The sequence below is a fragment of the Pigmentiphaga sp. MLSB6-MA01 genome, assembly GCF_058793475.1.
In genome coordinates this window covers 1-12,623 of the sequence record NZ_JBXAFV010000023.1, presented here as the reverse complement: position 1 = coordinate 12,623, position 12,623 = coordinate 1, and the positions used below count along the sequence as shown (strand labels likewise).

12 protein-coding genes are annotated in these 12,623 nt (G+C 65.9%); 5 read left to right on the top strand and 7 right to left on the bottom strand.

Translation table 11 applies throughout. The annotated features are described in order from the left end of the window. Positions 1-45: 45 nt before the first annotated feature. The 3 genes from AC1Q6E_RS27195 to AC1Q6E_RS27185 are packed head-to-tail and all read right to left on the bottom strand — an operon-like array spanning position 46 to position 3,733. Positions 46-1,023, bottom strand: a complete 978-nt coding sequence (locus tag AC1Q6E_RS27195; protein ID WP_152794864.1) for a quinone oxidoreductase family protein — start codon at positions 1,021-1,023, stop codon at positions 46-48. 24 nt (positions 1,024-1,047) lie between these two features. Next, a complete protein-coding gene (gene fahA / locus AC1Q6E_RS27190; RefSeq protein WP_492573905.1) occupies positions 1,048-2,400 on the bottom strand; it encodes a fumarylacetoacetase in 1,353 nt (450 codons plus the stop codon). Continuing rightward, a complete protein-coding gene (locus AC1Q6E_RS27185; RefSeq protein WP_152794862.1) occupies positions 2,393-3,733 on the bottom strand; it encodes a Rieske 2Fe-2S domain-containing protein in 1,341 nt (446 codons plus the stop codon). Before AC1Q6E_RS27185 ends, fahA begins: the two co-directional genes overlap by 8 nt. Before the next feature lie 290 nt (positions 3,734-4,023). Here AC1Q6E_RS27185 and AC1Q6E_RS27180 point away from each other — a divergent pair, with 290 nt between their 5' ends. From AC1Q6E_RS27180 to AC1Q6E_RS27170, 3 genes are read left to right on the top strand one after another with little or no spacing between them, the layout of a single operon-like run. After that, on the top strand, positions 4,024-5,217 hold the full coding sequence (locus tag AC1Q6E_RS27180) for a Rieske 2Fe-2S domain-containing protein (protein WP_296558163.1): 1,194 nt from the start codon (positions 4,024-4,026) through the stop codon (positions 5,215-5,217). Positions 5,218-5,262: 45 nt separating this feature from the next. Continuing rightward, on the top strand, positions 5,263-6,252 hold the full coding sequence (locus tag AC1Q6E_RS27175) for a Bug family tripartite tricarboxylate transporter substrate binding protein (RefSeq protein ID WP_492573904.1): 990 nt from the start codon (positions 5,263-5,265) through the stop codon (positions 6,250-6,252). A gap of 56 nt (positions 6,253-6,308) precedes the next feature. Continuing rightward, positions 6,309-7,001 (top strand): Crp/Fnr family transcriptional regulator, encoded by a 693-nt coding sequence (locus AC1Q6E_RS27170; RefSeq protein ID WP_492573903.1) that lies wholly within the window; start codon positions 6,309-6,311, stop codon positions 6,999-7,001. Between the two features lie 48 nt (positions 7,002-7,049). On the opposite strand, the gene AC1Q6E_RS27165 is transcribed toward AC1Q6E_RS27170, so the two are convergent. Then, complete coding sequence (locus tag AC1Q6E_RS27165; RefSeq protein WP_152794856.1) at positions 7,050-7,694, bottom strand: 3-oxoacid CoA-transferase subunit B; 645 nt, start codon at positions 7,692-7,694, stop codon at positions 7,050-7,052. Positions 7,695-7,696: 2 nt separating this feature from the next. Then, positions 7,697-8,401, bottom strand: coding sequence for a CoA transferase subunit A (locus tag AC1Q6E_RS27160; RefSeq protein WP_296558156.1), 705 nt, complete (start codon positions 8,399-8,401; stop codon positions 7,697-7,699). Between the two features lie 117 nt (positions 8,402-8,518). On the opposite strand from AC1Q6E_RS27160, the gene AC1Q6E_RS27155 reads away from it, so the two are divergent. Further along, complete coding sequence (locus tag AC1Q6E_RS27155; RefSeq protein ID WP_152794853.1) at positions 8,519-9,070, top strand: LuxR C-terminal-related transcriptional regulator; 552 nt, start codon at positions 8,519-8,521, stop codon at positions 9,068-9,070. A 19-nt stretch (positions 9,071-9,089) separates the two neighbouring features. Then, positions 9,090-9,725, top strand: a complete 636-nt coding sequence (locus AC1Q6E_RS27150) for a LysE family translocator (protein ID WP_296558154.1) — start codon at positions 9,090-9,092, stop codon at positions 9,723-9,725. A 57-nt stretch (positions 9,726-9,782) separates the two neighbouring features. Here AC1Q6E_RS27150 and AC1Q6E_RS27145 read toward each other — a convergent pair whose 3' ends face one another. After that, complete coding sequence (locus AC1Q6E_RS27145) at positions 9,783-11,438, bottom strand: tannase/feruloyl esterase family alpha/beta hydrolase (protein WP_492573902.1); 1,656 nt, start codon at positions 11,436-11,438, stop codon at positions 9,783-9,785. Between the two features lie 102 nt (positions 11,439-11,540). Further along, positions 11,541-12,443, bottom strand: a complete 903-nt coding sequence (locus AC1Q6E_RS27140; RefSeq protein ID WP_152794847.1) for a helix-turn-helix transcriptional regulator — start codon at positions 12,441-12,443, stop codon at positions 11,541-11,543. Positions 12,444-12,623 lie beyond the last annotated feature (180 nt).

Sequence of the window (12,623 nt, the reverse complement as noted above, 5' to 3'; positions counted from 1 at the left end):
GTGTCTCCTGTTGTTGTACCCAACGTCCGACTTCCCGCCCGACCGCTATGGCACGAGCACCGACACCCCCACCGAGCGGCCCGACTCCAGCGCCCGATGGGCTTGCGCGCAGTCGGCCAGCGCCAGCCTCTGGTTGACGTGGACGCGTATCGCCCCCGATTCGACGAGTTGGAAGAACTCGCCCGCCAGTTCCCCCCTTTCCCTCCTCGTGGAGGCATAGTCGGCCAGTGCGGGCCGGGTGAAGAACGGCGATCCACGGCGCCCCAGCTCGATGGCATCGATGGGAGGCACCGGACCGGAAGCCGCGCCGAAACTGACGAACAGCCCCCGCCGGGACAGGACCCTCAACGAAACGTCGAAGGTGCTCCTGCCCACGCCGTCCAGCACCACGGGCACGCCGCGGCCTCCCGTCAATGCCATCACCTTTTCCACCACTTCCCCGGTGCTGCCGCGCACGATCACGTGTTCGCAGCCGTGGGCCAGCGCGATCCCGGCCTTGTCCGGATCCGACACGGTCCCGATCACTCGCAGCCCGAGGTGCCGGGCCCATTGGCCGACGATCAGGCCGATCCCCCCCGCCGCCGCGTGCAGCACCAGCGAATCGCCCGGCCGCCATGGGTGGATGCGGCGCATCAGGTAGGCCGCGGTCATGCCGCGCATGGTGCTGGCGGCGGCCACGTCCAGCCCCACCCCCTCGGGAACGGGAACGAGATACCCGGTATCGACGATGCGCTCGCTGCTGTAGGCGCCCAGCGGACTGCTGGCGTAGGCCACGCGGTCGCCCACCCGGACATCCGTCACGCCCGCCCCCAGCTCTTCGACGATGCCGGCGGCGGACCGCCCCAGCGGCGAAGGCAAGGCGACGGGATACAGGCCCGAGCGGAAATAGATGTCGTTGAAGTTGACGCCTATCGCGGCGTGCCGGATCCTGACCTCGCCATAGCCCGGCGGCGCGACGTCGTACTCCTCGCATCTCAGGACCTCGGGGCCGCCCGTTCGGTGAAACCGGATCACGCTTGCCATGGCCGCTCCTCGTCCGGTCCCGGCTCAGCCATCGGACCGGGCCGGCAGGACCGTGGCGGCCGCCTCGCCGAATCCCAGCCTCGCAAACCCCGGCTTCTGGCAATACGCCCGCACGATCACCGTATCCCCGTCCTGGACGAATGCCCGTTCTTCACCGTTAGGCAGCGCGAAAGGTTCGCGCCCCCCGCGCGTCAGTTCGAACATGCAGCCGCAGGCCTCGTCGCCCGGCCCGGATATCGTGCCCGTTCCGATCAGGTCTCCGGTCTCCAGCACGCAGCCATTGAGCGTGTGATGGGCGACCATCTGGCCCGGCGTCCAATAGGCGTCCGTCAGCCTGCTCGCCCCCAGCAGCACCGGGCGCGCTCCCGCCGCATGCAATTGCCCGGTCAAGAGCAGCACCTCCATGCGCACGTCCGGCATGCCCCGCTCCCGATTCCGGTCCGAGTCCAGGCAGGCGGGCGGCATGGGTTGGCCGTCCTGCCGGGATACCCCGACGCGGTAGGGTTCCAATGCCTCCGCCGTCACCACCCACGGCGACACCGTCGTCGTGAAGCTCTTGGACTGGAACGGCCCCAGCGGCTGGGACTCCCAGCCCTGCATGTCGCGCGCCGTCCAATCATTCAGCGCCGAGTAGCCGAAGATCGCCGCATCGGCGGCATCCACGCCCAACGGCTCGCCCTGCGCGTTGGAGGTGCCCACATAGATGCCGAGCTCGACCTCATAGTCGAGCATGCGCGTCGGATCCGTCAGCGGCCGGTCGTTCTCGAACCGCCCGGCCTGCCCCTGCGGCCGCGTGAACCCGTATCCGCTGGTCCTGACCGTCGACGCCCGGCTGTGATAGGCGATCGGGCTCCATGCGAAACTCTGGGGCAATTCGGGATGATCGGGACGCTTGACCCGTATCACCTTGGAAATGTGGTGCATCGAGGCCAGGTAGTCCGAGAAGTTGCCGATCTTCAGGGGCAGCAGGAATTCGGCGTCGGCGATCGGATAGAGGTGCGCCCCGGCCTGCCGCTGGAACGGCGATCCTTCCCGCAGCAACCGCGACAGCCCCCGCCGCAGCCGCGCCCAATGCGGCGGGCCGAGCGCCATCAGCGCCTTCATCGACGCTTCGCGGCAAGCCTGGACCGCCGCCTGGGCCTCGGGGTCGAGGCATGCACCCGCCGCCGCGATGTCCAGGACGCAGTCACCGATACCAGCGCCGACGCGAAAATCGCCCCCCTCCCTTCCCGGCCTGAAAACGGCCAGCGGCAGGTTCTGGATCGGAAAATCGGCATCGGGCCGATTGGCCGACGCCACGAACGACCGCAGGGCCGGATCGTGCGTTTCGTTCAGGCGTGGATCCGCCGAGCCGGATGCCGAGGAGGCGCTATGCATGTTTCTTCTCCTTGGCCGGCTGCGCCAACGCATCCGGCTTGTGCGATGCCAGGAAGGCTTCTCGCCTGGCCCTGCGCTCTTCGCGCAATTCAACGTTGTGGTAGGCGATCTGATCGGCCGCCGCCGCGATCACCTCCGACGTGCCGCGCAGGTCGGCGTAGGCGATGCCGCTGCCATCGCCGTGCGGCCCGAGCCCGAGGACGCGGCCGTCCCGTTCGAACTCGTTCAATCCCTGGAAGAAACGCTGTCGCATCTTGGCGATCACCAGGTCGCTGGCGCCCAGGTGCTCTTTCGTGCGGTCCACGATGGGCACGCTTTCGGCCACCGCCGCGTCTTCCGCCCGCAGGTTCTTGAAACCGGACCAGTGCCCGAGTTTCATCGCCTCCCGGTTCTGGCCGAAATCCTCCCTGGTGCGATCCAGCGAATTGAGCAGGAAATCGTCGTGGTCGACGAATTTCAAGTCCAGCGCGCCCCGTTCGATCGACTGCTGCTTCCACCATTCCTGGGTGTGGGCCATGTCCCACTCGAACCGCCAGAACGCGGTGCGCCGATTGTTGATCGGGATCATGAAGAGCACCCGCCCTTCATCGGTGCGCATGCTGCCGTTCGAGACCGTGAAGGGCGCCAGGTACTCCGTCACGCGCAGATAGACCTGGCCATCCTCGCGTTCGCGCCGGGAATAGGCCTGGAAGCCGTAGGGCGTATCGACCACCGACAGCTTGGGCGCATGCACGCCCTTGATGGCGACGACGCTATCGTTGATGGCGTTCTTGACCGGCTGGGCATGCAGGAGCCCGATGTGGGCGGAATCCAGCAGGGTCTCGAGGTTCTGCGTCCAGTTCGAATCCGTGTATCCGACCCGCGCCCGCCGGTGCTCCGGCGGCATGAGGCAGAACTCCCACTCCGGGAACGCCGGCGGCTCGCCCGGCCCGAGGTAGACCCACAGCGCGCCGCCCGCTTCCTTGACCGGAAAGGCCGGGACCTTGACGGTCGAACAGAAGCGCGGATTGGATTCCGACGGGGAAGCGATGCAGGCGCCCGACGTATCGAACTTCCAGCCGTGGAAAATGCAGGTCAGCGCGTTGTCGCCGGTGCGGCCCAGCGACAGCGAAGCGCCCCGGTGCGGACATTGTTCTTCGAGAAAACCGACCTTCCCGCGTCCATCCCGGAAGGACACGAACTTTTCCCCCAGCAACTCGATCTTCTTCGGCGGACCGTTGGGCTCGAGCGCCTCGGATCTCAGGTAGGGCAGCCAGTAGCGGCGGGCCATGTCGTGCAGGATGGAACCCGGCTCGACGTCGTTATAACGGGCATTGTCTGCTGCGGAAAGCATGAGTCATTCTCCAGAATCGCTCCGTGCCCGCGCTCCGGGAACCGCGGAAGCCGGAAACGGTGTGATGCGGATTCTGGTGCGCCCGCCGGGATTTGTTGACCGCCTCCCCCCCGAGAATGTCCGCTTTGTTTCAAATCCGGACCGGAAGCCGCCTCCGGAGCGGTGGCGACGGATGGTCCGCTTTATCGCGCACACCGGAACAAACGCGACAATTGCGCCGCTTTTGCGCTCGCCCGCGCCTGCGCCGATATCCAGAATGGCCCCCAGATCCACTCAGCCAGAGTTACCCCATGGAAGATACGGAATCGATACCGGCGTCGCGCCGGGAACAACAGGCCGCCCGCTTCAGGCAATTGACCGACATGGCGCCGGACACGCCCATGGGCCAGTTGCTGAGGCAGTTCTGGCATCCCATCGCCATCTCTCGCAACGTGGCGCCCGGCACCGCCCGCGCCGTCACCTTGATGGGCGAGCAATACGCGCTCTACCGCGGGCAGTCCGGCCAGGCCCATCTGGTGACCAACCGTTGCGCCCACCGCCGAACGCACCTGCACACCGGCTGGGTGGAAGGCGACCAGTTGCGCTGCATGTACCACGGCTGGAAATTCGACGGCTCGGGACAATGCGTCGAGCGGCCCGCCGAACGGCCCGGCACGCACGCCCAGATCCGCATTGCCGCGCATCCCGTGCATGAATACTGCGGGCTGATCTTCGCCTACGTCGGCCCCGGCGAGCCGCCGCCCTTCGATCTTCCGCGCAAACCGCGCTTCGAACAGGCCGGCGTCCTGCTCTTCCAGCGCCAGGAGATCTGGCCCTGTCACTGGCTGCAGCATGCGGAAAACTCGCTCGACGCGGTCCACGTCAGCTTCGCCCACCAGATGGGCAAGATCGGGGCGTTCGGACATGCGATCACCTCGGACATTCCCGAACTGGCCTACGAGGAAACCTCCTCAGGCATCCGCCAGACCGCGACGCGGCAGGTCGACGGCAAGAGCCAGGTGCGGGTCAGCGACTGGACCTTCCCCTACGGCAACCACGTCGTGCTTCCCGGCGTATCCGCCAACGATCCCTGGATAGAAAGCGCGAACTGGATGGTGCCCCTGGATGCCACCCACACCCTGCGGGTGTCGCTGCGCGCGGTGCCGTCCACCACGCCCGAGGCCGATGAGAAGCTGCAGCGCTATTTCGAGGATTGCGAGACCTACGATTCGTCGGACCACCACGACGCGCTCTTCGCCGGCCGCTACCCCGACGACCCGCTGGTCCGGCTGACCAGCGCCCAGGATTACGTCGTTCTCGTGGGACAAGGAGCCGTCGCCGATCGCGCCGCCGAATGCCTGGGCTCGTCGGACCGAGGCATATCCATGCTGCGCCGCATCCTGTGGCGAGAGATGGAAGCCCTGCGCACCGGAGCGGCGGCCAAGACCTGGGCCCGGCAGGAACAGGTGCCGACCCTGTTCCAGTACGCCGAATCCACCACCTGAACGACCGGACCCTATCATTCCGCAGCACCCACATAAAGGTGTCATATGAATGGACTGAAGAAAATCGCCGCCGCATCAAGCTTCGGCATCCTGCCGTTCCTGGCCGGCTGGATGGCCATGCCGGCGCACGCCGCCGACGCTTATCCGTCCCGGACCATCTCGCTGGTTCTCCCCTTCAGCGCCGGCAACGGCGCGGACATTTACACCCGGCGCCTGGCGGTGCCGCTCAGCCAGGCGCTCGGGCAGCAAATCGTGATCGAGAACCGTCCTGGCGCGGGAGGCGTGGGCGCTGTCAAGCTGGTGGCCGCGGCGCCCCCCGACGGCTATACCCTGTTGCTGGCCGGCGCGGGCATGCCCATCAGCCAGGCACTGTTCACGCCGCCGCCGTATGACATGCTCAAGAGTTTCGTGCCGGTATCGAGCATCAGCGGCAACGACGTCGTCCTACTGGTCAAGTCGACGTCCGCTTATACGAAACTCAACGACTTCATCCAGGCCGCGCGCGAGAAGAAGAAAGGGCTGATGGTAGGCATCTCCCAGCTCGGAACGACCCAGCACATGGCTGCCGAACTGTTCAAGCTGCGGACCGGCACCGATTTCACCATCGTCCCGTTCCGGACAGCCGCCATGCTGACCACGGCGCTCATGGCCGGGGATGTCGACCTTGCCTTCGAGTTCGTCGCGCCGACCCTGTCGATGATGAACAACGGCCAGTTGCGCGCGCTGGCGATAGGCGCGGCCAAGCGCTCGCCGATTCTCCCCCAGGTGCCGACCGCCACCGAACAAGGCGTGCCAGACTATGCCGTGGCATCGTGGGGCATGGTCGTCGCTCCCGCCGGCACGCCGGAATCCATCGTCGCGCGCTTGAACACCGAGATCCAGAAGGTGCTGCAGGATCCCCAGTTCATCCGGCAAATCCAGGAAAGCGGCGCGCGCGTGCTGGGCGAATCGCCCCAGGAGGCCAGGCAGATGATGGCAAGCGAAGTCGCCCGCTGGAAGGAAGTCATCGGCGCGGCCGGCATCTCCTTGAAATAGGCGCCCCGGCCCGCGGCCGCTATGATGGGAAGCGGGCCATTCACCCAAGGCATGCCATGCAAAGCACCCTCGTTCGCCTGGCGATCACCCATTCCGAACTGTTCGCCGGCTGGCCGGACGATCCCGTCGCCCAGCTCATCGACGCGGCGGACCTGGCCACGATCGAGCCGGGGCAATGCGTGCATCGGTCGGGGGACGAAGCCCGTTTCCTTTACCTGCTCGTATCCGGCTCCATGCACCTGACACGCGCCGCGGCAAGCGACCGGTCCTTCATCTACGGCATCCACCTCCCCGGAGACTTCCACGGCCTGGGGCCCATCCTGGCGCAGACTCCGCACATCAACACGTCCATCTGCAAGGATCGGACCACCCTGGTCCTTATCCCCGCCGAAGTCCTGCGCAAACAGGTGGCCGCCAACGGCCGCCTCTCGTTTCCGCTATTCGCCGCGCTGGAGCGCCGCCACCTGCGTGCCACGAACCTGTACCTGACGGCCTCGGTCAACTCGACCCGCTCTCGCGTCGCAGAACTGCTGAAAACGTTCGGCTCCAGCAAGCCGCGCGGCAAGGAAAGCCCGGAGGTCCACCTCTCGCAGGACGAGATCGCCACCATGCTCGGCACCCGCCGGCAGGTCATCAATCGCGCGCTGCGGGAAATGGCCGACGAAGGCGCCATCCACGTCCGCTACGGACGCATCGTGGTCGACGACCTCCAGAAGCTGGAGCAGATCGCGCAGGGCGGCGCCCCCTGATCCGGTCGTCCGGACCATCGGCAATCCCCGGCTCCCGCCGGCCTCGGCCTACAGCCCCTTCAAGGGCACACCGGTCTTGGACTGGATCTCGCCGGCACTGACGCCCTCGGCCAGTTCCACCAGCACCAGGCCGTCCGCCGTCACATCGATCACCCCCAGATCGGTAATGATGCGGTCCACGACACCCACGCCCGTCAAGGGCAGCGTGCACTCGGGAAGTATCTTCAGCTCATGGCCGCCATCTTTCTTCCTGGCCACGTGCTCCATCAGGATCACCACCCGCTCGACGCCAGCCACGAGGTCCATCGCGCCCCCCATGCCCTTGACCATCTTGCCGGGAATCATCCAGTTGGCCAGGTCGCCCTTCCCGCTGACCTGCATGGCGCCGAGGATGGACAGATTGATCTTGCCGCCGCGGATCATCGCGAAGCTCTGGTCGCTGCCGAAGATCGACGACCCCGGCAACGTGGTCACGGTCTGCTTGCCCGCGTTGATGAGGTCCGCATCCACCTGGTCCTCGGTCGGGAACGGGCCGATGCCCAGCATGCCGTTCTCGGACTGCAGCCAGACCTCGATATCGCCCGGCACATGGTTGGCCACCAGGGTCGGGATGCCGATCCCGAGGTTCACGTAGAAACCGTCGCGCAGTTCCCGGGCGGCCCGCGCCGCCATCTGGTCCTTGTTCCATGCCATGATCAGCTCTCCGCCTTGGTCGTCGTGCGCTGCTCGATCCGCTTTTCCGGACTGCGGTTCTGAACGATGCGATGAATGTAGATGCCCGGCAGATGGATATCATCGGGCGCCAGGTCGCCGACTTCCACGATCTCCTCGACTTCGGCAATCGTGATCCGGCCCGCCGTCGCCGCCGCCGGATTGAAATTGCGGGCCGTATAGCGGAACCTCAGGTTGCCGGCGCGATCGGCGACATGCGCCTTGATCAGGGCCACGTCCGGCAGCAGGGCCCGCTCCATCACGTAGGTCTGCCCGTCGAACTCCCGGAGTTCCTTGCCTTCGGCGACCAGGGTCCCGACACCGGTCTTGGTGAAAAAGGCCGGAATGCCGGCCCCGCCCGCGCGCAGCTTCTCGGCCAGCGTGCCCTGCGGCGTGAATTCCAGTTCGAGTTCTCCGCTCAGGTACTGCCGCTCGAACTCCTTGTTCTCGCCCACGTAGGACGAAATCATCTTCCTGATCTGCCGGCTTTCCAGCAGCTTGCCGAGCCCGAAGCCGTCCACGCCGGCATTGTTCGAGATCACGGTAAGGCGCTTGACGTCCGATGCGCGCAGCGCGTCGATCAGCGCCTCCGGAATGCCACACAGGCCAAAGCCCCCCACCGCGATCATCTGGTCGTCTTTCACGACGCCCGCCATCGCATCGAGAGCGGATGGATAAATCTTGTTCACGACACCTCCTCCAAGGACTGGATCAACCGCATCGCCCCCGCTGCCAGGACCTGGCGGACGGCGCGTTTTTGAAAGATACTACGTACCTGTCTACGTAGTTTTGCTTAGGAACCGCCGATGTCGACCGACTCGGACTATCGCCTGGCCTTCGAGATGGCGCCCATCGGCCTCGTCCTCTCGAAGGACCGGATCATCGTCGATTGCAACAGCTACGTGTGCGACGTTTTCCATGCGTCCCGGGAGATCCTGCTGGGCGCGTCGTTCCGCGAGCTGTACCCGACGACCGAAGAATTCGAACGCCTGGGAAAACGCATCGCGCCCATCCTGAACAAACATGGGCGGTACGCCGATACGCGTATCATGAAACGTGCCACGGGACAGCATTTCTGGTGCCGCGTGACCGGCCGGGCGTTCAACCGGGAGCGACCGCACGAGGCCGGGATCTGGACGTTCGAGGATGTCAGCGCCGAACGTCCCCAGACCTCCGAGGCCTTGACGCCGCGCGAACGGGAAGTCGCGTCGCGGCTCCTGGACGGCAAGACGTCGAAGGTGATTGCCAGGGAACTCGGTATCAGCCCGCGCACCGTCGAGGTATTCCGAGCGAGCCTGATGCGGAAGTTTTCAGCGATGAATACGGCGGATCTGATTCATCGGATGTTGTCGGCGTGAGCGCCATGAGGGTACGGATATGACAGCCATGACAGTTCTTGCGTTCGCCCTGGTCGCCGCCATAGGCATCGCGACCCCTGGCCCGACCGTGCTGCTCGCCATGACGAACGGCTCGCGGTTCGGGGTTCGCCGCGCCAGCGCCGGCATGATGGGCGCCGTCGTGTCCGATTTCGTCCTGATCGGGGCCGTGGCCCTTGGACTGGGCGCCGTGCTCGCGGCCTCCGAGTTCTGGTTCGGCGTGGTCAAGTGGATCGGCGCCGGCTATCTCGCCTTCCTCGGCGTCATGCTGCTGCGCTCCAGGGGAACACTCGACGAGACGCCTCGGCCGGCGGGCCGCCGCGAGTCCGGATCGGCCCGGGCCCTCTTCCTGAAGAGCTTCCTCGTGGCGGCCACGAATCCCAAGGGCTATCTGTTCTTTTCGGCTTTCCTGCCGCAGTTCATCGATCCCGCGGCGCCCCAGGCGCAGCAATACGCCGTGCTCGCGCTTGTTTTCGCGGGCATGGATTTCATGATCATGTTCGGCTATGCCCTGCTGGGAGCACGGGCAGTCGGCATGCTGCGAAGGTCCGGCGCGCTCTGGCTCGACCGCGCCTGCGGTGGCGCGCTGCTGGTCCTTGCCGGCTCTCTGGCATGCTATCGGCGGGCCGGTTCGTGAACGACCGGCCGGCGGCCCCCTTGATGCCGTCAGGGGAGCCGCCACACATCCAGGCCCTCAGTCGGCGGCCACGCAGCTGAAATTCGCCGCGTCGTCCGTGCTTCCGGTTCCCTGGTATCGCGCGACCTGCGGATACTGGCAGAGCGGCCGGGTGCGCGCCACCTTGTTGTCGACCAGCCTGGTCGCAACGATCGCCCCGGGCCTGGTGTCCTTCTCGGACCAATCCATCAGCGCGCGGAAGACGTCATGCCGCGCGTCCCTGGCCACCGTGCCGCTGCTGCCCTGTCCGAACAGGTTGGGGCCGTCTCCTCCGCCGCAGTGGCCCATGCCCGGCACCATGTACAGCGTGGCGAACTCGTCGACGGCAGCCGCTCCCATTTTTGCCTTGACGGCGTCGTAGTACCGGATGGTGCCCTGCGGCATGATGAGGTTGTCGCTCCAGCCATGGTGCATGATCAGCTTTCCGCCCCGCGCCTTGAACGCGGACAGATCCGGATTGTCCGTCCCGATCACCGGATTGACCATGCGCACGGTATCGGCGAAGAACTGCCCATAGTTGGCATAGGTCAAGGTCTTCCAATCCCAGCCTGGGTCGAGGTAGACCCAGTACCTGGGCTGCTCGACCGCGATGCTGAAGGGCGCCGCCCCAGCCAGGGACGCAAGATTGGCGCCGCGCTCCAGCCCCGGCCACAGCAGGCTGCCGGACAGGTCGCGCGCGCCATCCCATATCTTCTTGATGGCGATGGCCTCGGCCGGCGTCAGGCACGACCCATCCACGCAATCGGCGCGCGTGATCCGGTTGTCCGTGGAAGGATCGTAACGGCATGAACGTGGATCGTCGATCACGCCGTCGGCGACGCCATCGGACGCATCGCAGGCCGCCACCGCGCTGGACGTGGCAAGCGTGAGCTTGTCGCGGCCGATCGCGGCTCCCAGATCGTTGTTCATCACCACCTGGGGCCATATCTGGTACGCCTGGAAGCGATCCCAATGGATCGCGGGCGCGCCCGCCAGGATCGCATCGTAGTCGCCCGGATAGCGCTGCGCCATCATCAGGCCCTGGCGCCCGCCGGTGGAACACCCGTACCAATAGGAACGCACGGGATCCTGGCCGTAGTAGCTCTTGGTGAGTTGCTTGCCTATGACGGACATCAGGTGTTCGCTGCGGAACGCGAAATCTTCCTGTAGCTGGGTATTCGGAACGCCCGGCGACAACATGCCGAACGAACCCCCGACCGCCGATTTGTGGCCGGTGTCCGTCTGCACGCCGACGAATCCCTGCTTGACCGAATCGGCCGCAACGTTCACCGATCCCGCATAGCCGCCGCCCCCTTCGGAACGGAACCGCCCATTCCAGGTGCCGTCGGAAGGCATCGCCACCCAGATGTTGATTTCCGGGTCCACCTTGACCTTCACCAGGCAGTACTGCCTGGTCGGATCTCCATCCACGGTATCGGAACTGACATCCAGAATCGCCGCCTTCAAGCCCTTGGCCGGCGCATCGTCGGTCGTCAGCGCGACCTTGCCGATGCCCGCGGCCGAGCAATCCATCACCGGTGCAATCGCCAGATCGCCGATGCCTGGATTGCCCCCGGAAGGCGGAGGCGGGGGGTTGTCCGCGCCCCCATCTCCGCCGCCGCACGCCGCGAGCGCGGCCAGCGCCACCGTGGTCATTCCCCAGCGCATGGCGCCGGCCTTTCTACGCAGTCCCATCATGGTCTCCTCGTTACCCGTTGCTGCTTGGCGTTCTTCACCGACAACGTTTCCGTGGGCGATTTCTCCTCACTCGGTGAAGCCTTCTGAAAGCTGACCGGTCTATTTCTCCAAGACCCCGGACAGATAGCGTTTGGGAGGTATGCCCATGTACCTGGCAAAGGCCGCCGAGAAATGGCTCTGGCTGGAGAAACCGGCCTTGCGGGCCACGCTCGCCAGGGGTTCTCCATGCTTCATCAGGACAATCGCGGCCTCGACGCGGGCTCGCAGCACGTACTGGTACGGCGACGTGTCGGTGGTCATCCGGAAGAGCTTCATGAAGTGCGGCTTGCTCAGGCCGACCAACCCCGCCAGCGCGTCGACGGTGATGTCGGCGCCGATGGATTCCCGGATGTAGTCATCGACCGCCCGCAGTTGCCGCGACGAGAGGCGTCCTTTGTCGAATGATCGGGTCAGCGGCCGGGAAGCAAAGCGCCTGCGCAGATACAAGGCCAGGCCCAGGCACAGCGACTGGGCATACAGGGCACCGTTCGGACACCCCTCGCCCACCTCCCTGGCAATGGCGACCATGGTCTGCAACAACGGCGTGTCGTAGAACTGCAGATCGAGGTCCAGCGGCGCATCGAGCACCTCGTCGTCCAGGGACATGGCCGGATTCAGCTCGGACATGTCCAGCTCGATGACGACCCGCTCCGCCTTCGAAGAGCGCCACCAGCACCGCTCGATTTCCGTATGGGGGGCAAAGAGCCCGATCGATCCGGGGTCCGTCTTCAACTGGAACGGCTTGCCGTTGCACAGCATGGTGGCCTCGGCCCATCCGGAGGCGATGCAGGCCACGCTGGGATGCCGGCGATAACGGGCCGGATTGTGCAAAGTCCCGTCGGCGAAGTTGTATCCCAGGGGAAATCCCGCCCACCTGTCGAGCGCCTCCCGCGTGAGGAAGCTGCGTTCGTTGTAAAGCGTCGGCTCGGCGTCGACGTCGTACGGATAAGTGTGCCTGCCCATGTCGCCTCCTCGTGTGCACCCTGGGGATGCGCGATCGACACCATGAACCCGTCCCCGGTACGGGGTGCGCGGCTGCCGCCGCGCAACTACCGTTTCACTTCGCCTTGCCGGGATCCTTGACGGCGTCGAGATGGGAGAACTCGATGTTGTACAGGTGGTTGCCGCGGCGTTCGACCTTGC